This is a genomic window from Ruegeria sp. CJ3 (assembly GCF_056536725.1).
Genome location: NZ_JBQFQE010000003.1, coordinates 475,636 through 496,103, shown reverse-complemented (window position 1 = coordinate 496,103; position 20,468 = coordinate 475,636). Strand labels below are relative to the sequence as shown.

At 59.5% G+C, this 20,468-nt stretch carries 16 protein-coding genes and 1 tRNA gene; 12 read left to right on the top strand and 5 right to left on the bottom strand.

The window, feature by feature from the left end; all coding sequences use genetic code 11:
• Window positions 1-209: 209 nt before the first annotated feature.
• The 4 genes from ACR0J1_RS08230 (at window position 210) to ACR0J1_RS08215 (ending at window position 5,211) form a co-directional block, all read left to right on the top strand.
• Window positions 210-1,361, top strand: a complete 1,152-nt coding sequence (locus ACR0J1_RS08230) for a GSCFA domain-containing protein (protein WP_480732118.1) — start codon at window positions 210-212, stop codon at window positions 1,359-1,361.
• A gap of 12 nt (window positions 1,362-1,373) precedes the next feature.
• Complete coding sequence (locus ACR0J1_RS08225; protein ID WP_480732116.1) at window positions 1,374-2,180, top strand: class I SAM-dependent methyltransferase; 807 nt, start codon at window positions 1,374-1,376, stop codon at window positions 2,178-2,180.
• Window position 2,181: 1 nt separating this feature from the next.
• Window positions 2,182-3,252 (top strand): glycosyltransferase family 2 protein, encoded by a 1,071-nt coding sequence (locus ACR0J1_RS08220; RefSeq protein WP_480732114.1) that lies wholly within the window; start codon window positions 2,182-2,184, stop codon window positions 3,250-3,252.
• Window positions 3,253-3,654: 402 nt separating this feature from the next.
• Complete coding sequence (locus tag ACR0J1_RS08215) at window positions 3,655-5,211, top strand: hypothetical protein (protein ID WP_480732112.1); 1,557 nt, start codon at window positions 3,655-3,657, stop codon at window positions 5,209-5,211.
• A gap of 5 nt (window positions 5,212-5,216) precedes the next feature.
• Here ACR0J1_RS08215 and ACR0J1_RS08210 read toward each other — a convergent pair whose 3' ends face one another.
• A complete protein-coding gene (locus tag ACR0J1_RS08210; RefSeq protein WP_480732111.1) occupies window positions 5,217-6,707 on the bottom strand; it encodes an ArnT family glycosyltransferase in 1,491 nt (496 codons plus the stop codon).
• A gap of 117 nt (window positions 6,708-6,824) precedes the next feature.
• On the opposite strand from ACR0J1_RS08210, the gene ACR0J1_RS08205 reads away from it, so the two are divergent.
• From ACR0J1_RS08205 to ACR0J1_RS08190, 4 genes are all read left to right on the top strand, one after another.
• Entirely contained in the window at window positions 6,825-7,586 is a 762-nt protein-coding gene (locus tag ACR0J1_RS08205) for a glycosyltransferase family 2 protein (protein WP_480732163.1), read from the top strand.
• On the top strand, window positions 7,583-7,882 hold the full coding sequence (locus ACR0J1_RS08200; protein ID WP_480732109.1) for a lipid-A-disaccharide synthase N-terminal domain-containing protein: 300 nt from the start codon (window positions 7,583-7,585) through the stop codon (window positions 7,880-7,882). Before ACR0J1_RS08205 ends, ACR0J1_RS08200 begins: the two co-directional genes overlap by 4 nt.
• A gap of 108 nt (window positions 7,883-7,990) precedes the next feature.
• Complete coding sequence (locus ACR0J1_RS08195) at window positions 7,991-8,635, top strand: GNAT family N-acetyltransferase (RefSeq protein WP_480732107.1); 645 nt, start codon at window positions 7,991-7,993, stop codon at window positions 8,633-8,635.
• A 126-nt stretch (window positions 8,636-8,761) separates the two neighbouring features.
• Window positions 8,762-10,483, top strand: coding sequence for a tetratricopeptide repeat protein (locus ACR0J1_RS08190; RefSeq protein WP_480734638.1), 1,722 nt, complete (start codon window positions 8,762-8,764; stop codon window positions 10,481-10,483).
• A 64-nt stretch (window positions 10,484-10,547) separates the two neighbouring features.
• Here the strand turns inward: ACR0J1_RS08190 and ACR0J1_RS08185 are convergent, their stop codons facing one another.
• From ACR0J1_RS08185 to ACR0J1_RS08170, 4 genes are all read right to left on the bottom strand, one after another.
• Window positions 10,548-11,414, bottom strand: coding sequence for a pentapeptide repeat-containing protein (locus ACR0J1_RS08185; protein WP_480732103.1), 867 nt, complete (start codon window positions 11,412-11,414; stop codon window positions 10,548-10,550).
• A gap of 153 nt (window positions 11,415-11,567) precedes the next feature.
• Window positions 11,568-12,866: a gluzincin family metallopeptidase gene (locus ACR0J1_RS08180; protein WP_480732101.1), complete on the bottom strand. Its 1,299-nt coding sequence runs from the start codon at window positions 12,864-12,866 to the stop codon at window positions 11,568-11,570.
• A gap of 42 nt (window positions 12,867-12,908) precedes the next feature.
• Complete coding sequence (locus ACR0J1_RS08175) at window positions 12,909-14,231, bottom strand: TfuA-like protein (protein WP_480732099.1); 1,323 nt, start codon at window positions 14,229-14,231, stop codon at window positions 12,909-12,911.
• The gene (locus ACR0J1_RS08170) at window positions 14,228-15,421 is read right to left on the bottom strand and encodes a YcaO-like family protein (protein WP_480732097.1); all 1,194 of its coding nucleotides are present in this window, start codon (window positions 15,419-15,421) and stop codon (window positions 14,228-14,230) included. The genes ACR0J1_RS08175 and ACR0J1_RS08170 overlap by 4 nt, the downstream gene beginning before the upstream one ends.
• A 158-nt stretch (window positions 15,422-15,579) precedes the next feature.
• On the opposite strand from ACR0J1_RS08170, the gene ACR0J1_RS08165 reads away from it, so the two are divergent.
• From ACR0J1_RS08165 to ACR0J1_RS08150, 4 genes are all read left to right on the top strand, one after another.
• Window positions 15,580-15,655: transfer RNA gene (locus ACR0J1_RS08165), tRNA-Thr, on the top strand.
• A 682-nt stretch (window positions 15,656-16,337) separates the two neighbouring features.
• Window positions 16,338-18,584, top strand: coding sequence for an N-acetylneuraminate synthase family protein (locus tag ACR0J1_RS08160; protein WP_480732095.1), 2,247 nt, complete (start codon window positions 16,338-16,340; stop codon window positions 18,582-18,584).
• Window positions 18,581-19,324, top strand: a complete 744-nt coding sequence (locus ACR0J1_RS08155; protein WP_480732093.1) for an acylneuraminate cytidylyltransferase family protein — start codon at window positions 18,581-18,583, stop codon at window positions 19,322-19,324. The genes ACR0J1_RS08160 and ACR0J1_RS08155 overlap by 4 nt, the downstream gene beginning before the upstream one ends.
• A 31-nt stretch (window positions 19,325-19,355) precedes the next feature.
• Window positions 19,356-20,462 carry a polysaccharide pyruvyl transferase family protein gene (locus ACR0J1_RS08150; RefSeq protein ID WP_480732092.1) on the top strand — a complete coding sequence of 369 codons (1,107 nt, stop codon included), beginning with the start codon at window positions 19,356-19,358 and terminating at the stop codon, window positions 20,460-20,462.
• Window positions 20,463-20,468 lie beyond the last annotated feature (6 nt).

The following is a 20,468-nucleotide window of genomic DNA, read 5'->3' as shown; positions in this document are numbered from 1 at the left end:
GAAACCTCGCCGGGATGCGCTCTGGTAGACCCAAAGCAGTTTATTTTTCGCAAACTCTATTGGATCGCGGCGGGGGCGTCCAGCAAGGCCGGCGCGCGCGATAAAACATCGCTGGAACACGGCGGGCGTTAAGGGTAGATATATACCGATAATAAAGGTGCAGCGCATAGGCAACGATAAGCGCCGAGGCAAACAGAGTTGAGGGCGACATGGCAAGATCGAACCGGGCGCGGCATATCAATTTTCAGCGCACCAACAAGCACACGCCCGAATTCAGAACATGGTTTCGCGGCGAACACACCAACGCCAATCCTACCGTGGCCCGGATGATCCCTGCGGATGCGGTTGGAAAATACGTACTGAAAGGCTGGACCCCCGATCAGCCCTTCATCACCCCCGACACCCAGATCACCGCCTTCGGCAGCTGCTTTGCGGCCAATATCTCGGAATGGCTGTCGCGGCGGAACTACCGGGTGCTGAACAAGGATGAAAAGGCCAAGGATGCCTATGTCGTGACCTGCGGCGAAGGCATGGTGAACTCATTCGTCATCCGCCAGCAATTCGAATGGGCGTGGGAGAACAAGGTTTTCGATGAAGAGCTGTGGCATGGCTACAAGGCCGAGTCCTACGGCTATGACCCCGAGATTCAGGCCGAAACCAAGCGTATCTTTGACGAGACAGATGTCTTCATCCTGACCTTCGGCCTGTCCGAGATCTGGTATGACGAGGTCACCGGTAATGTGTTCTGGCGCACCATTCCCAAGGATGTCTACGACCCGTCCCGTCACAAGTTCCGCGTTTCGACGGTCGGGGAAAACAAGGACAATCTGCGCGCGATCTATCACCTGATCCGCAAACACCGCCCGGATGCGAAGATCCTGTTCACCCTGTCGCCGATCCCGCTGATCGCGACTTTCCGCGACAATTCCTGCCTGACCTCGAACTCTGTGTCGAAAAGTGTGCTGCGGGTTGCGCTGGACGAGGTGGTGCGCGAATTCAGGGATGACGGCGTCCTGTATTATTGGCCGTCCTACGAGATCGTGACGGATGTCTTCAAGCTGCCTTATGTCGCAGATCGCAGGCATCCGAAACAGGCCCCTCTGCGGTTCATCATGACGCTGTTCGAGCATACTTGGTGCGTGGACGGGGATGCGCCGAAACCTCCGCTGCTGCAAGCTTGGGCGCAAGCCGGCGCCGAGGCCGAGCTGTTTCCGCCTGCCATGTCGCGCTGCATCTTGGCCAAACGCTGGGGCAGGTTGCAAACCCTGATCGACAAGGGCGAGTTTGACAGCGAGCCCGCCATCAACACAGCGCTTTTGAAGCTTGCGCAGGAGTTGGTCGATGCTTCGGATGAAAGCTGAGGTGCGCTGACGATGGTTGCGCCGAATACGCTGTCGATTGACGATTTCAAACTGCGCGGACAGGTCGGTATCCGCGGCACTCGCACTCTGATCAACGTGCAGGAAATTGCCTCCAACGACGGTCCATACCGGTATTTCGAGATAGGCTCGTATCTGGGTAAATCCCTTCAGCCGCATGTGATGGACGACGATTGCTTCAGCGCGCTGTCGATCGACCTGCGGCCGGGCAGGACCCCGGATGAGCAGGGTGCGTTGGACCAGTATCAGCATGTTACCACCCGGCATATGTTGGATGGGCGGCGGCAATATGCAAGCGACAGCCAGATGCAGAAACTGTCCACGCGTGAGACAACCTCTGCGTCGCTATGCTCGGACCCGCCTGCGGATCGGTTTGATCTGGCCTTCATCGACGGAGAGCACACCATCGCTGCGGCTTTTGCAGATTTTCTGAGTGTGCTGACGGTGATGCATGCGCAATGCATCGTGGTGTTCGACGACACCCATATCATCTATCCGGCCGTCCAGAACGCCCTGTCCTATCTTGAGAGCAGCGGAACCGAACACGCGGTGGCCTTTGGTGGCGGGCATATCACTCCGATTTTCATCGGTTCCGATGCCGAAGGCCGGGCTGCGCCGTTCAAGGACAGCAACCGAATGCCGCTTGATGTGCTGGAGGCAAAGTATGACGAGGTGCTTGCCGGCAGTCATATGAGGCGAAGCATGACGCGCTTTTTGCGGCAGAATCCTGATCTGCGCGGCAAGGCTGCCCGTTGCCTGCGCAATCTGGGATACCGGATTGCCGCACCTGAGGAGGGTTAGGATGATGGCAGGCAGCTCCGCCCCCACGCCCATGGCCAACCGCCAAATGCCGGACCCTTCGCACAAGTTGGATGACCCCGAAGTTACGGTTTTCACGGTGATGAAAAACGAGGGGCCCTTCATTCTCGAGTGGCTCGCGTTTCACAAATCCATCGGCATCAAGAACTTTGTGATTTTCACCAATCACTGCACCGACGGAACCGATCTGCTGCTCGACCGGTTGGACGAGAGAGGCGTTCTGACTCATCTGCAAAACCCCGCGGTGATGATGGAAAAGACCTATTATCATCCCATTGCGATCAAATATGCATTGCAAATGCCGGTGGTCAGGCGGTCCGATTACATCATCTCCATGGATGTCGATGAGTTCGTCAATATTCGCGTTGGCAACGGACAATTCACCGATCTGCTGCGCGCCGCCGGCCCGTTTCACGCCCTGTCCATGTCCGAGTTGAATTTCTCATCCGGCGGGCATCAGACCTATCAGGACAGATGGTTGACCGAGGACTATACCGTCCACGAAACCCACAAGCCGGGCCCTTGGCGGGCGCGGCGCGGCGTCAAGACGATCCTGCACGGGTTGTCCTCCTTTGAACGCGTGGCCAACCACCGGCCGCAGATTCACCCGGGCTCCCAGCCGAACCTGATCTGGCTGGACGGCTCAGCCCGCCCTGTGCCGGAAGAGTTCGTCACCGACGGCACGCTCAAAAGCTATGATTGCCGCGGCGCATATGATCTGGTGGCGCTGAACCATCACGCCTTGCGCTCGGTGGATTCCTATATGATCAAGATGGACCGAGGCGATGCGGTCGCCAAGTGGCGCAAGGTGAACCGGAAGTACTACCGGGTACGGGCGCGAGGCAACGAATCCGAGAACTGGATCGCCCACCAACTACCCGCCGCGCGCGCGGTCTGGGCCGACCTTCTGAACGATGCGGAAACCGCGCGGCTGCATCAGCTCTGCGTCGACCGGCACACCCGGCGGATCAAAGAAATCGCAGATCAGCCTGACGTTCGCGACCTGCGCGATTGGATCGAAAGCAGCTATTTTTCACCCGAAGAGGAGGGCTGAACCGGCCTGACCGCAGGCGTATGAGGCAAGGTTCTGGGGATCGTCGGATCTTGAACAACCGTGCGCAGGATTGGCAATTGACTCCGTCTCCGCAACAATCTCTGTGACCGGCTCCACGTGTTTCAGAGGCCGCCACCCGATGGGGACAGTTGCGCCTCTGGGATCGTGACCTTGTCGCAGTGTGTATATAAATCAATACCCTGGCGCCGTATTGGGACGGCTGCGCAGATGGCACTGGGCGCGGCCTGGGGGCAGACGCGCGCGGCATGAACCCAGTTCCCTGTCTGGAACGCCAAGCTTCCGAACAACTTCTTGCGTTCCTCAGGGACGGCGTATCTAATCGGCGGGATTGGACGGACAATGCAATTGGTATCGAGTGTTCTGCGAAAAAAGATGGTTTCTATGAGCGGCCAGAAGATCGGACTTTCCGTTGCGGTTGTCGCCTTTCTGGGGCTGGCGCTGTTCCATGCGCTCTTTGGCTATTACTTCGGCGGCCAAAGCGGTTTTTCGGTCGGAAACGACGATTCCTTCATCAGCTACCGCTATGCGAAGAATCTGATTGATGCCGGCCTGCCGACCTTCAACATCGAAGAGCCCCGCTTGGTCGAAGGGTACTCGAACCCGCTGCATGTGGTGCTGTCGGCGATTGTCTACCGGTTCCTGGGCACGGATCTGCTGTACCCGGCGATGGCAGCTCTTGGTGCGCTGGCGGTGGCCGCTGCAATTGCCATGATCGGGATCGAGGTTGCCCGGACCCTGAACCGCCGGGCAGGGATCGCCATCGCGCTGGTTTTGGCCGCCCTGCCGCCGCTCTGGATACACGGAACCTCGGGTCTCGAGACTGCGTTTGTGTTCTTCTTGCAGGTGATCGTCTGGCTCTCGGCCGTGCGGCTGGCCCGGGGCGATGGCGGCGGGTTGGCCGCCCTTGTGCTGGCCTCGGCGCTGCTGATCACGCTGCGAGTCGATGGCTTTCTCTTTCCAATGATCGCCGGCGCGTGGCTGCTGTGGTCAGGTCAGCGGATTCAGGCCGCTGCGGTGGTTGCGACCTGCGCCGTCGTGGTCGGGGCGCTGACTGCATTCCGCCTGTGGTACTACGGGCTGCCGCTACCGCTTCCGGCCTATGTCAAGGCCAGTGGCCCGCTGCTGGATCGGTTCATGGTGGCGGCCAGATACCTTGCGGGGGTCAGCTACAAGAATGGATTTGTCTTTCCCGCGCTGGGGGCCGGTCTGGCCGCCTTCGCCTATTTTCGGGGTGTGCTGAAAGAGGGCCGCGGCATTATCGCGAACCCGCCAAGCTTTGAACTCTTCGCCTTTGCTGCGGTGATCGCCTATTACTTCATGGTGGGTGGCGACATCTACCGCGAGCGCTTCATCATCATCACCTACCCGCTTGGTCTGGTACTGCTGTTCCGGGTGCTGGTGCCGCTGGGATCGGCCTGGGTGACCGCATCGGCGACTGCGGCGATCCTGTTTGGCGTTTTGACCTCTGTGGCGCTGGATCCGCGCCTCGACTATCGCTTTGAATACCCCAAATATGATCGATGGCTGGAACTGGGCCGTTTTCTTGCCGACCGTCATGAGGGCGCCTATCTGGCCACCGGTGCGGCCGGGAAGATACCTTATTACAGCGGGCTTCGAACGCTGGACATGCTGGGCCTCAATACGCCCGAGATCGCCTTTACCGAGGCGCGCGGGGCCAATCCTGGCCATAACAAGTTTGACCCCGATTTCGTGTTTTCACAGCGGCCCGACATCATCTGTTCGCATGTCTGGGGCGACGGTCAGCTGACTTATGGCGTCGACCGTGACCGGTATACCGAAGCGGGATACCGGCTGGCCTATCTGGTGTCGCCGCGATGGGTGCCCCAGCCCGGCATCCGCATTCTTGATGGCGAGGACGACGCTGAACTGACCGCGCTGATCGCAAGCGGTTACGACTACGGCTGCGTGCTGCGGTAAAGGCCTCAGTCAACCTGCAACCCGGTGGCGGTCCAATAGACATGCTGGGTGCCGGCCACCGGCTCGATATCCAGCCCGGTCAGATCATCTGCGATCTTCTCCAGCTCCTGCGTGCGGCACAGCCCCCGAAGCGGCCCGGTGGAATAGCCCGACCGTTCAAGATAGCCGCGCAGATCCGGGTGTCTCATGTACACAAACGGTCGGTCCGGCGCGGCATAGACGGCGACCGCGCCCATGGGCATCCGGTGCCGGTGGGCAAAGCCGCAGACCACTAGTGTTTCGTCCGGCCCCGTGGCCGACCTCAGCGGTGACAGCATCGCCTCGAGGCTGAGGCCGAACTGCGTTTCGGTTGATGGGAAATCGTAATCCTCGCTGCGCTTGAGCGGGCCCATCTCGGACAGGCACAGCACCGCCACCAGCAGGGCACGCAGCCACAGCCGTTCTGCCAGCAGCATGATACCGCCCGCAGCGCCGACCATCAGCATGGGCAGGATCAGTAGCGTATATCGGTCATAGACCTTGCCCGATGCCAGCCACATGGCCAGAACGAAACTCACCGCGATCCCGGTGACCGCCAGCAGGCGCGGGCGCTTCAATGCAAAGGGCAACACGCACAGACCGGCAAACCCGGCCAGACGCAGACCCGGGGCATTACCCAGAATGATCTCGGACAGTTTCTGCAGGCTGCGGTCCGACACGCTGGGTGCAAACCGATCCAACATCTCGGTGCGGACGCTGCCCTGGAACTCGGCCCCGAAGCCCAACCGCAGATACTGAAACAGCGGCCAGGCAAAGGCCAGCGGAATGCACAGCGCCATGGTCCACAGGAAGGTGCGGTTCGTCAGGATTTCGCCGACGGGCCGGTCCTGCCATCTGCGGGTCAGCATCAGCGTCACCAGCGCCAGCGCCAGAAAGGCAAGCGGGGTGGGGCTTTTCTGCATCCCGGCCAGAAACACGATGGCCCCGAACATGGGCCACAGGCGCGGGCGCTCGAACGCGGCCAGCATGGCGGCAACCCCAAGGGTCGAAAACAGCATCGCACCGCTGTCCAGCATGGCCGATGTCGCGTGGCTCCAGAAGTTCTTGGAACTCGAGATCAGCAGCACCGCAGGCAGCATCAGCCAGGGCTGATCGGGCACCATGATCCGCGCCAGAAGCGCGGTGGCCACCAAGGCCCCCAGCGCAAACAGCATTGAAGGCAGATGCAGCGCCAGCATATGCGGCAGCCCGCCCTCGATCATCAGGGCCGTCATCCAGTATTGCAGCGGCGGTTTTTTCAGGCTGGGGGCGTTTTGCGAAAAGACCGTGAACCAGTCGTTGTTGCGGGCAAAGCCCAGACTGCGGTCATAGGTGAAAAATTCGTCGATCTTGGACAACCCACCCTCACCCAGACCGATCATGTACCAGCACCACAACAGCATGATAACAAGGCCGGTGACCACGTAAGGCCCCCAGCCGCTTGTCTGCACATGGTTCAATGCTGACTTGTCGGTCACGGCTGCTGCCTCGTGGTTTGTTGCGCTGAAACCTGCTTTGCGGCACGTTGGCTACTTGAATTTCAAGCCCGGATCAATCACAAGCCTTCGGGAACGGAACAAGAAAAATCGTCTGTGATGCAAGCTGATCCTGCTGCCCCTGCCGATACCCGGCCCGCCGTATCGGTCGTCATCCCCATGCATAACGAGCAGGGGGCCGTCGACGATTTGCTGCGGGGCATCTGCGACGCGGCCGCGGATCTTCCCGGGTTCGAGATCATTGCCGTCGATGACGGCTCGACCGACGGCACCTATGAAGCGCTGCGCAGCTTTCAGCGCGATTGCCCGCAGCTGCGCATCCTGCAACACGAAACCGCCGGCGGCCAAAGCGCGGCGGTGCACTCCGGGGTCAAGGCCGCACGGGCCGAGATTTGCTGCACGCTGGATGGTGACGGCCAGAACCCGCCCGCCGAGCTGCCGAAAATCTGGTCGCCGCTGGTCTCGGGCGGGGATGCAACCATCGGGCTTGTGGCCGGGCAGCGGCTGGGGCGCAAGGACACGATGTCGAAAAAGCTGGCCTCGCGTTTTGCCAACGCGCTGCGGGGCTGGATGCTGAAGGACGGCACCCGCGACACCGGCTGCGGGTTCAAGGCATTCCGGACCCAGGCATTTCTGGACCTGCCCTATTTCGATCACATGCACCGCTATCTGCCCGCTCTGTTCCGGGCCTATGGCTGGAACATCGCGCTGGTTGACGTGGCGCATCAGCAACGCCTGTCGGGGCAGTCGAAATACACCAATTTCGGCCGCGCCATGGTGGGCATTTGGGACCTGCTCGGCGTGGTGTGGCTGGCGCGGCGCGCGAAATCGGTCTCGGCACAAGAGGCACCCCGGTCGTGAAAGAAACCATTCTCGAAATCCTGCATGTCGAAAGCCCGACCGAGGCGATCTGGGTCGCCATCGGTCTGGCCGGGCAGCTGATGTTCAGCGCCCGTTTCATTGTTCAGTGGATCACCTCGGAACGGGCCAAGAAATCGGTCATTCCGATGGCTTTCTGGTACCTGTCAATTGGTGGCGGCCTGATCCTGCTCAGCTATGCGATTTACCGCCGCGATCCGGTGTTCATTCTGGGTCAGTCGATGGGCCTGTCGATTTATCTGCGCAATATCTTCCTGATCCGCGCGGAAAGACGCTGACCATCCCGCGCCGGGACGGGCGGAAACAAGTGATTTCTTTTTTTTGAATATTTTGTGCTACTATCGCGCGAATAGATTTGTGCATTTGTATTCGGAGGTCGTTTTCCCTTGCCCGATTCCACATCCCGGCAGTTCCGGCTGCGCCCCCTTGAAAAAGCGGATATGGACACCGTCGCCCGATGGTTTCAGGACGTTCAGGACCTTGCCTTTTTCGACCGTACCTCGCGGGTTCCGCTGAACCTTCTGCAGACCGAACAGATATGGGAGGATGCGATCTGCACCACCCGCGATTGCGGCAAGTGCTGGTTTGTCATCGAATCCGGGGACGGCACACCGGTCGGCATGATCGGGCTTGAGGCGATGTCGAACATCAACCGCGATGCGGTGGTGCCGATCTTCATCGATAAATCCGTGCGGCGGCAGGGGGTTGCGGTGCGCGCGATCGCGCTGCTGCTGGATTTTGCCTTCCGGCAGCTGGGGCTCAACCGCATCACCTCATATTACCGCGCCGACAATCACAGCAGCCGCGATCTGATCGCCCAGGTCGGCTGCAAGATCGAAGGCACCATGCGGCAGGCCTGGTTCGCCGACGGTCAGTTTCACGACATGGTGGTGGTCGGTATGCTGCAGCAGGACTGGGCCGCGCGCCGGCAAGTTCTGGCGCGCGAACTGGGCCCGGAAACGGTTGTCAGCTTCGGTTCGCAATCCGCCTCCGGGTGGTGCTGGCCCCCTCAACAGGGCTGTGATGGCTGAAAGAGTGCGAAATTCCGCGCAGAGTTTGCTACAACGGTCCTGTCGGATTCGACGAGACGCCATAATCGAGTATTGCCAGTGAACACGACCGGTTCGGACCCTTTCATCAGACAGAAGCTTGGCGCGGTGCTTTTTGCCGATGTCGTCGGCTATTCCCGACTGATGAGCGAGAACGAGATGGATACGTATAACGCGTTGAAATCTCTGCTGTCCCAGCTTGAAGAGCTTTGCCCGCAATATCAGGGTCAGGTCATCGAGGTGCGCGGCGACGGCATTCTGGCGCTGTTCGAGACCGCCACCAGCGCAGTTGAATTCAGCATCGAGCTGCACCGCATTGCCAGCCAGCACAATCAGGCGCGCATGGCGCATCAGCAGATCAAGTTCCGTGCCGGTGTCCATATGGGCGAGGTGCTGCTGGATGAGCGCGGCATTCACGGCGACAATGTCAACATCGCCGCACGGCTGCAGGAAATCGCCGAGCCCGAGCGCGTCTATGTCAGCGCCGCGGTCTATGAACAGATCCGCAATCGCCTGCGCTATGGGTATGAATTCCTCGGCCCCAAACAGCTCAAGAACATCCTGTCGCCGGTCGCCACCTACTGCGTCCGCAGCGAGGTCGAAGGCGCCACCATGGCCGCCACCCTGCGCCCCGAGATGCAGCTTGAGGTGCTGGAACGGCCCGATCTGCCCTCGGTCGCGATCCTGCCCTTTGCCAGCCAGGGCAGCAACGAGGATGACAGCTGGATCGCCGAAGGCCTGACCGACGACATCATCATGAACCTGTCCAAGTTCCGGAACCTGTTCGTGATTGCCCGCAACTCGTCCTTTTTCTTCAAGACCCAGTCGATGGCCCCGCAAGAGGCGGCGCGGCGGCTGAATGTCCGCTATGTGGCGCGCGGCAGCGTCCGCCGTTCGGCCAGCCGCATCCGCATCACCGCAGAACTGATCGATGCCAACACCGAACGCACCATCTGGGGCGAACGGTTCGATCGCAGGATCGACGATATCTTCGACATTCTGGACGAGGTGACCGAATGCATCGTCGCGGCCTCGGCGGTGATGATCGAATCCCATGAAAAGCAGCGGATGGTGCAGAACACTCCGTCCGATCTCGAGGCCTATGGCTCGGTGCTGCAGGGTCAACATCACATCTTCAAATACACCCGCAGCGACAACCGCAAGGCGCAGCATTGCTATGAATCGGCGCTCGAGCGGGATGGCGGCTATGCCCGGGCGGCGGCGGCGCTGTCACGCACGCTGAATATCGACTGGCGCTATTCCTGGACCGAGGACCCGAGCAGCGCACTGGACAAGGCCCTGACGCTGGCGCAGCGCGCGGTCGAACTGGACCCGACCGACGCCCGCGGCTTTGGCGAACTGGGCTATGTTCAGCTCTATCGCAAGGAACATGACGCGGCGATCGAATCCTATAAACGCGCCCTGCAGCTGAACCCCAACGATGCGGATATGCACTCGGACTATGCCGACGCGCTGGCCCATTCGGGGGATAACGAGACGGCGATCAAGCACCTGCAGCAGGCGATGCGGCTGAACCCGTACTTCCCGGATCAGTACCTGTGGCATCTGGGTGGGGCCTATTACAACCTCAAACGCTATGACGATGTCATCGCGTCGGTGAACAAGATGAACAACCCGACCGAGGGGCAGCGGATGCTGGCGGCCAGCTATGCCCAACTGGGCCAGATGGATCTGGCCCGCCAGATCGCCGACAAGCATCGCGCGGCGCATCCTAACTTCTCGCTGACGCGCTGGGCGAGGGTGCTGCCCGACCGGCTTGAGGATGACACCCAGCACTTTGTCGAGGGGCTTAAAAAGGCAGGGTTCTGATCCGCCTCAGCCACAAAAAAGGGCGCGCTGACCGCGCGCCCTGATACCGTTCCTTGCGGTGACGTCAGTCGCCATGCGCCTTCGCGCCGCTGACCTTGGCACCACTCACCTTGGCCCCGCTGACCTTGGCACCACTGACTTTGGCGCCGCTCACCTTGGCCCCACTGACTTTGGCGCCGCTCACCTTCGCGCCGCTGATCGCCGGGCTGTCAAAGCCGAAATACAGATCCAGCAGGACCTGTTCGAACTGACCCGACATCACATCCATGCGGACGGTGTAATCGGCCTTGTCATATTCCCAAACTAAGATGTCGTCGGCGATCTGATAGTCTGCGGCAGCAACGCCACTGAGCGACGGATCGTTTGGCGCTCGCGAAGCCAAATCTCCGGGTTTGTTCTTATTTGTAGCGCTAGCACCTTTGCCGTGAACCAGGAAAATAGTGGGCTCGGGAAGCTCATAAAATGTGCCTTCGTACGAGAAACCATAGATGCGGGCTAGGCGCGGATCACCTGCAAATTGATCGCCGACAAAGTTGTTTCTGCCTTTTCCACGTCTACGTTTTCCCTTGTTCTTAAACAGCTGCTCTCCTGTTTTTTCTAGTCGTTGTTTCCAAAATGTTTTCTTGAAGGTCTTGCCTTTTTCGACATAGACAAAGCTGTTCTTGTCCACCGTTGCGCGACCGGTAAGTGTAAAAGTGGTTCCGGATTTGGAAACCGTGTAGATTCCCGACAGCGCCTTGTCGTCGATTTGTACGAGGACATGATCTCCATCCTTCACATCAACACCGTCAATTTCGCCGCCTATCGACGGCAGAGCGGTATCATTTGTCTCGATGGCAAGTCGCACGTCGGTCTGTTGCTTGACCTCGATGTCCTCAATTTCGCGCCCGAACAAAAGCACTTCTGAAAAACTGAGCAAGGACTCAGACATATCACTATCTCCCTATGACAGGATCGACGACGTCCAGGACCTCATCTCCCCCCTTTGTTGGCCCGCGTCCAGCGCGTGCCTAATTTCAAAAAATATCATCCCGCACGGGTAAAATGCCACAAAACATCTTAAAATCAAAGACTCTTGCAGGGCTCATGACGGAACCTGGGTGCGGACCGAATGGGCGTGGCTGTCGGCATCGGCCTCGGCCAGCCGCGGGCCGGGTTCGACCAGGCCGATTTCACGCATTCGGAAGTTGCCCTCGATGATCTGCCGGAAGGCTCCGCCGGTGATCTCGTGATCCACCGCCAGCAGCGCCTTTTCAACCCCGAAATAGCTTAGCATATCCGCGTCCAGCATCTCCCACGCGTCGGCCAGGTACGAGCCCAGAAAGTCCCGCGCTTCGATCAGCGCGATGCGGAAACCTTCGGGGTTGGCACCATAGGCGGCATCGAACATCTGCTGCATCACGGCGCTGTATTCCGGCGATCCTTCCAGCCGGTCCGACAGGTCCTCCATCTCGGGGGGGATCAGATCGTGGACCAGCAGCCGTTCGTGATAGATATCGACGAAGATGTCGAACATCGCACCGGTCAGGGGCTCGGACAGCGCGTGTTCGCTGGACCAGCCATGGGCGAACTCGGACAGCACGCGGTTGTTGGCGGCCATGCGGATCTGGGCATTGCCCGACAGTTCCGCAAACCGGCTCAGCCGGTTGAAGGTGTAAAGATTGCCGCGCGTGTTCTCCAGTAGCGTCTCGACGACCGAGCCGAAATGCAGCGACGCCAGCAGCGCCACCATGTCGGCCGCCGATTCGTGAAAGCCGTAATATTCGCCCCCCGCATCCCCGTCCGAGGGCATCCCGATGACGCTGTAGATGATCGAATGCCCGATCTCATGGGCAACGACGTCGAAATTCAGGCTGTAGGGGCGGTATTCGTCGCCATGCTCCCAGGTGCCGCCGGTTTCCAGAAAGCCCCAGCCGATATGGGCATTGTCGAGGCTGGGCAGCAGCGACAGTTCCAGCCGGTCGAAATCGCGGGCGAAATGCCAGGGGATCGGGCGGCCGAAATACCCCTCCCATACATCCATGGTGAAATGGGCCGAGCCGAACAGATGTGCGGCCTCAAAGGACGGATCGTCGGGGTCGATATGGGCGAAATTGCCAAACGCGTCCGGTTCGGGCGGCGGCTGGATATAGCCGTCCCAGGGCGGCAGATACATCTGCGGCCCGCCCGGGCCGGGGATCATCGCGCCATAGGGCGTGGTCTTGCCCACCGGGTTTGACGCATACATGCGCGGCCCTGCAGGGCCTGCGCCGATGCTGCCCTGAGGGGCCGAGATCTCGACCAGTTCGGGCCGCGCATCCGGTTCCAGAAAGGGCGATTGCGGATACAGCAGGAACCGGGTGCCCGGTGTTTCAGCGTCCGATGGGTCGGGCCAGATCGTCAATGTCTCCTCCCGTTATGGTCCCGGCGGGATCTTTGCGCCTGTTCAGGGCGTCTGATCCTTGGGGTCGCCACCAGCGTGGCAAAACATGAATTCAGCTTCAATCAAATCAAGAAACGCCTCGCGCCCCTCAAGTCCAAGCGCGATTGCATAGGATTCAAGATCATCCGGTACCGTCTGGTCAAGCCGTGTTTCAAAAAACCAGATCAGCGACCGGGTTCGGCCCGCGCCGTTCACCCGGTCCAGCCCCCCGATATGACCGACCTTGCGCCGCGCCCGGTCCCGCAGCGCGCCATAGCTGCCATGCTCGCGCAGCTCGGCCAGCAGGGCGGCGTCCATCGCATCCGCGCGGGCGGTGATCGCCGCATCCTTATGGGCGCGGTCGGCTAGCATCGCCTCGTATTGGTCGGGGGTCAGGTCATTGTCCTGCAGCCACGCCATCAGATCGGCCTGCCGGGGCAGGCGGGCCTGCATCCGGTGGTCCGACATCTGCTTCAGCAGCGCATCGCGGTCGGGCTGGCGGTCGATCCGATGCGCCTCGTCCCGCGCCAGCAGCTTCAGCGCCGCCCGGTCGCGCAGATCGGCATAAAGCGCGGGGTTCAGCCGCAGCTCATCGACCAGCCCCTGCGCATCCGTTTCCTCGGGCGCGCGCTCCGAATCCACCCGGTCGCACAATCCACGCCAGACCAGCGTGCGCTCGACCCGCGACGTGGCAGAGGGGGTCTCGTCCGCCGCAAGAGCCTGCGCCATCCGGTCCAGCATTGCGCGGGCGTCATCGCCCTTGGCATCCACCTGACCGCTGGGCAGCCAATCCCGAAATGCGCTCAGATCGTCCGCCATGTCCGCCGCTGCCATCACCTTGTCCCAGCTCCGGTCGCGATAGTGCAGCCCCTTGGCCGCGTCCGTCAGCCCCTGCGCCGCCGCATCCGGCACCACCCCGGCGGCCTGCGCCCGCGCCACCGTGGCGCGGATCGACACCATCGGCTCGCTCAGCGGTACAAAGCCCAGCTCGGCGGGGCCGTGCACCACCGCCACCTCGTCATCATCGGCCAGCGTGCCGCTCAGATAGCCTTCGAACACCTGCCCGACGCCGATCATCCCGAAATCTGCCAGTTCCGCCGCCCGCAGCGCGCCCATGCTGGCGCTGCCGAAAACCGGAATGCCCTGTTCCAGCGCCCAAAGAATCTCTTTGTGCCAGACCGAGGGCACCCCGTCGAAATAACCGTCGATGATCCCGATGGCGCGGGGCCGGTCGCGCACCGCGCGGTACACATCGCCCTGCCGCACGGGCGGCAGCAGAGTGGCGTCCAGATGTGCCCGCACCACCTCGGGGCGCAGGGTGGGGCCGACAAAGATCACCACGCTCATGCCGATACCGCCTGCGCCCGGGGTCCGGCGATGAAATCGGGATCGTCATGGGGGGCCTCGAGCCCGGGGATCACCGCGCGTACCACGCCGATGTCGATCCCGGGTCGGGACAGATCGACCGTCACCACCTGATCCATGCCCACCGCCGCCAACCGCGTCAGCAATAGCTCAAGATCCTCGCCAAACGATGCGGTGACATATGAGGGGCAATCGCCGAAATCCCCCGTCGCCGGCGCGCCATCAATCAGTTCGCGCACATACCCGCTGCGCCATGTGCGGGCGGCGTCCGAGAACTCTTCGGGGTCCAGATCATCCCGCGCGCCCGAGATATAGGTCAGCCGCGTCTGCGCCGCCTCGGTCAGCGCGCGCAGCAGCGCAATGGCGCGGTCCGGGTGACAGCCATCGCCGATGCCGATATGACCCGCCGCCTCGTTGCCCTCGCAGATCGCGCAACGAAAGCTGGCGATGCCGACATCCGAGGTCGTCTCCCACATCCCCAGATCCAGCCCGGCTGCGGTGATCCGGTCCATCGCCTGACGGCAGCGCGGATCGTCCACCGTTTCGGGATTCACCCGCGGCGTTGCTGCGCGGTGGTGCGACAGTGTCGTGGCGTCCCGCTCGATCAGTTCGCAGATCGCGTGGCAACTGGCCTCGGTCACGTCATTGCCCGAGGCCAGCCCGTTCGTCGTACGCGGAAACGCCCGGCTCGCCGCGCTGGCCGAGGTGGTGTAATCCGTATCCACCATCTCATAAGGCACCCAGCAGGCGGCCCCGGCGTTCAGATCGCGCCCCTGCACCCACAACATCGCCCTATGGGGATCGAACTGCCCGCCGGTCACGCGCGGCAGGCGGTCCACATCAACCACGTGATCGGGGTCCAGATCGGTATAGCTGCACAGCCGCAGCGGCAGTTCGATCCGCTCGGCGTGCCACGATTCGATCGCCTCCATCACGCCCGAGGCCTGCGCAGCGCTCAGCGACAGCCCCTTGCCCAGCGACACCGCGACCGAGCGTGAATTGGGCCGTGTCACCATCACCGTCGGTAACCCGATCCGGTCGAGCCCGGTCAGATTGGCGATCCGGGTGATGCCCATGCCCTGCAGGAACGGCTTCACGATGGCGAGGGTCTGTTCCGGGTCGCGCATCCGATGAGTATCCAGCACATATGTCTTCTGCGACGTTCCGGGCATTCAAATGACCTTGTCAAATATCTGATAAAACACCCGAACCCCAACGCCCGGCCCAACGGGGGCAGGATGCGGGATGAAATCAAACCGGTCAACCGCGGGGTGCGGGCACGATCCACCCTTGCACCGCCTGCGCCCTGCGGGTAAACGGCTTGCGCAGCGCCTCAATAGCTCAGCTGGTAGAGCAGGTCCTTCGTAAGGACAAGGTCGGGGGTTCGAGTCCCTCTTGAGGCACCACTTCATCATTTGGTTGCGTCCGATCAAGGATGAAAGTGGATTGTTTTAGCAAGATCTATGATGACGGTTTGTCCGATATTTTCCTGTCGCGTGCGCTGCAGTTTACCTCGGGTGCGGGTGTCTATTAGGGCTACATGCAACATAATAACTGGAAGGTAGGAGAAGTGCAGAGCTCATCCCCAAGCGCCTTGAGCGTATCGCAAACAGAGCGAGGCGTGCTTTTGCGACCGCTCAGGGAGGTGACGAGGTCGAACACACAGCCTGCGGTTGAGGAGGATTGCATCGGGGGCACTGGGCGGATCTCTGGACCGCGTTGTTTCATATCCACAGTGCCCACACCGATGGGTCTATCGCCTTTCGAAAGAGTAAACCAAGCGCCGTTTCTCAGCTTTTTCTCCTGACAACCTCGGTGTTTGGTTGCCATGGAGGCCTGTCCTGGCGATCACTACCTGCCTAGCGCCATCCACAGCTCTTCACAAACGATATCAAGCAACTTGGAAATGTCTTGGGCTACCTCTAAAGCGGGCAGGTAACGACTGTTTTGCGTAGGCGTATAGCCGTGCATGGCAATGCGATCAGGTTACTGACTTTAGCTAAGGTGGAGATTTGATAGACCTCCTCCGATGAATGTACTAGATCGACCTAGGCAAGGAACTACGGGCGAACGAATTTGAGAGGCGATATGAGATTTTCGCGCAATCTGGAGCAGCACATCGTGGTCGACACCGACCCCGTTCGCAAGGCTCTTGTAAAGATTAATCAAAACAAATCGCGCCAAGTGTTTGTTGTCACGGCATCGGGTATGTTGAAGGGGCTTTTGACAGATGGCGACTTTCGTCGCTGGATTGTCTCGCTGCCCGAAATCTCCATAGACCGTCCCGTATTGGAGGTGATGAATAGTTCTTGTGTCCGGGCTTCTGTCGGCGACAGCGCCTCCTATATTGAGAGCTTGTTCTCGCAAAAGATCACGTCAATCCCGCTAGTTGATGACGGCGGGCGCCTGGTTGCGATTGCTTGGGGCGACGTTGGTACGATGCGCATGGGCCAACGCGATATCGGCGAGGGCTGCCCCGCGTTCGTGATCGCCGAGATTGGGAACAACCACAACGGCGATATGGATTTGGCCAAACACTTAGTGGATCTCGCTGTCCAGGCAGGGGCGGATTGTGCCAAATTCCAATTGCGGGATTTTGCTTCGCTCTATGGCGCGGCGGGGGCTAACAAGACCGGCGATCTCGGTGCCGAATACACTGACGATCTGCTCCGTAAATATCAGCTGGCGCCTGATCAGATGTTCGAGCTCCTCGACTACTCGCGTGAACAAGGCCTAGTCCCGCTTTGTACGCCTTGGGAAGAGGAAAGCCTGCGCCAACTCAATGACTACGGCGTACCAGGTTTCAAGATCTCTTCGGCGGATATGACCAACCATGCACTGCTGGCTGCGGCGGCGCAGACTGGTAAACCCTTGATTGTTTCCACCGGTATGTCATTCGAGCATGAGGTCAAGGATTCTGTCGGGTTGCTCAAGAGCAAGGGTGCGGAATTTGCTCTGTTGCATTGCAACTCAGCCTATCCAGCACCAATGCAAGATGTGAACTTGTCGTACCTGACGCGTTTGAAAGACATCAGCGGTGGAATAATCGGATATTCTGGTCATGAACGCGGTTACGAAGCCTGTATTGCGGCAGTCGCAATGGGTGCAAAGATCATTGAAAAACACTTCACCGTTGACCGTACGCTGGAGGGTAACGACCACCGAGTGAGCCTTCTGCCGCAGGAATTTGGGGACATGGTTAAGGCCATTCGCAATGTTGAAGATGCCATAGGCAACAATGAGGCGCGTAAGTTGTCTCAGGGTGAGCGCCTCAATCGGGAGGTGCTCGCAAAATCTCTGATGGCTAAACGTAAGCTAAAGGCAGGCCACGTTATCACGCGGGCCGATATTGATGTTAAGAGTCCGGGACAAGGACTTCAGCCTTCACGTCTCGAGGACCTGATCGGTGCCACTCTTGCGCGTGATGTTGAAACCGGTACGCCTTTCTTCGAGACCGATATCGCTGGACAAGGAATTGCACCCCGGGCCTACGCGTTTGACCGTCCCTGGGGTATTCCTGTGCGCTACCATGACCTTGAGACGTTGGTTGCAGTCGCGCCAGTAGACTTCGTCGAAATCCACTTTAGCTACCGCGACCTTGATCTCGATATTAACGACTACGCCGCTGAACCGTTCGACTGCGGCCTTGCCGTACATGCTCCGGAACTTTTTGAAGGTGATCACATAATGGACTTGGCCTCTTCGGACGAGGCCTATCGTTCGCGTTCTATCGATGAATTGCGCCGCGTGGTTGATCAGACTCGCAAACTCAAACCGTTTTTTCCCAAGACTGAGCGCCCAGTGATCGTAATCAACGCAGGAGGCTTTAGCGCTGATACGTTCTTGACCAATGAAGACCGGCCTGAGATGTATTCGCGCGTGGCAGATGCGTTGGCTGCAGTCGACGCAGATGGTGTCGAGATTATTATCCAGACCATGCCGCCGTATCCTTGGCACTTTGGTGGGCAGCGTTATCACAACCTCTTTGTGCGCCCGGACGAGATTAAGGACTTTTGTGAGCGTTACGGCGTGCGGTTGTGCTACGATGTCTCGCATTCGAAATTAGCGTGTAATCAGCTTCACCTGTCGCTTCAGACCTTTACAGAAACGGTTGGGCCTTACTCAGCTCATCTGCATATCGTAGACGCCCGCGGCACCCGCGACGAGGGGTTGCAAATCGGGGATGGCGAGATTGACTTTGTCGCGCTCGGGCGTGCTCTGGCAACAACCTGCCCTGAGGCCACATTCATTCCTGAGATTTGGCAGGGCCACAAAAATGCAGGCAAAGGCTTCTGGATCGCGCTTGATCGTCTCGAAAAGGCCTTCGCGCTATGAGTGAGACGGCTGTGCCCTCCAATCGCGACATTCTATGCGTGATCCCAGCGCGTGCGGGCTCCAAGGGTATTCCGGGAAAGAACATCGTAGAGTTTTCTGGTAAACCTCTCTTGGCTTGGACGATAGAGGCCGCTTTAGGAGCAGAGGCGGTTGATGCCGTTATTGTATCGACCGAGAGTGAGCAAACCGCCGAAATAGCGAAAGAATGGGGCGCTGACGTACCGTTCTTGAGACCGACGGAGCTTGCCCAGGATAATGTTCATGCCATTCATACGGTGCTGCACGCACTTGATTGGTACCAGGAGTCAAAGGGACATTTGCCGTTTGGGGTCATGATGCTGCTGCCAACGAGTCCCTTGCGCACCTTCCGCCATGTCGAAGAGGCGGCGCAAATGTTCTTGACCACGAATGCCCCAGCGGTGATTGGCGTTACGGATTTGGGTAAACATATGACCAACCTGCGCTATATGAATGGCCATCTGCTCGAACGCGTGGCTTCCGACGTTTCGCCCAATCAACAGCGTCAAGGTGTTGCATCGCTTTACGGAGTGACAGGCGCAATGTTTCTGGCACGGAGCGACCTTTTGAAAGCGGAAGAAACATTTCATTTGCCCGGCGCTCTGGGTTTTCCAATGAGCGCGCTTAGTGCTATTGACGTCAACACACCGGAAGATCTCGCGCTCGCGCGCTGGGTCAAAAACGCTGGCTGGTCGGACCTCGTGACAGGGCCATCAGATTAGCATCGCGTGCCCAAGAGAGTAAATAAAGATCATGCCACGACTGCTACATATCGGCATCCATAACTCAAAGAACAAAAACGCGGGGGACACGGTGCTATTCCCCGTTGTGCGTGCGTTGTTTGAAGATCAAGTGTCGGATTGCACGTGGGATTATCGCCAGCTTTGGGATCCTTTCAGTGTGGATGATGCTAAAGTAGCTAATGAAAGCTACGACGGTATTGTTATCGGCGGTGGTGGACTTTTGCTGCGAGATCAGGATGGTAGCGACACTTCCAATAGTGGCTGGCAATGGAATAGCGAGATTGCCGCGGTCGAAGCACTGCGTGTGCCGATATATTTCTTTGCAGTGGGTTACAATCGGTTCCGCGGGCAGGAGGACTTTGATCCGGTTTTCGCCGAACATATTGCGGCGACCCTGCGCGCGAGCAAGTTTTTTGGCTTGCGCAACCATGGCTCAATCGCGGCCGTCAAATCTTATGTGCAAGCAGAACTTGCGGAACGGATCTGTCTTCAGCAGTGTCCAACCACGGTGATCTGGCAATTGTACCCAGACTCCCGGCGAGCCGCTGAAACACGTCCGGCCAATACTAAGCCGATCTTGACCCTTAATACCGCCTTCGACCGCGAATCCTTGCGGTTTGGTGAGACCAAAGTAGCCGCGCTAGAGACTATCGCCCTGTCGATGAAACGTGCCGAAGAACAAGGTTGGCAAATCCATCTGGTTGCGCATAAAACCAAGGATCTTGAGGTCGCTCCATACCTCGCCGACAAAGGCGTTACTTTTGACACATTCGATTTGACCGAAGCTGGCTACATGGACGTGATCGACTACTATACCCAGCCTGACCTCGTGGTGGGCATGCGTGGTCACGCGCAGATGATTCCCTTTGGCATGCGCTGCCCTATCTTTTCCATAATCAGCCATAACAAGATGCGCTTTTTCCTGGATGACATTGGCCACCCGGAATGGGGCCACGATATCGGCGACCCCCAGTTTTCCGAAACCCTCGATGCTTTCATCGATCAGGCCGCATCTAACCCGGCGCGCTTGAGACAGTCCGTCGCCGAAGCTCAGAATTTGTGTTGGGAGCGCTCCCTTGCCAACATGCAGACTATCGCCCGTTCCCTGGCGACTTAAACCGAA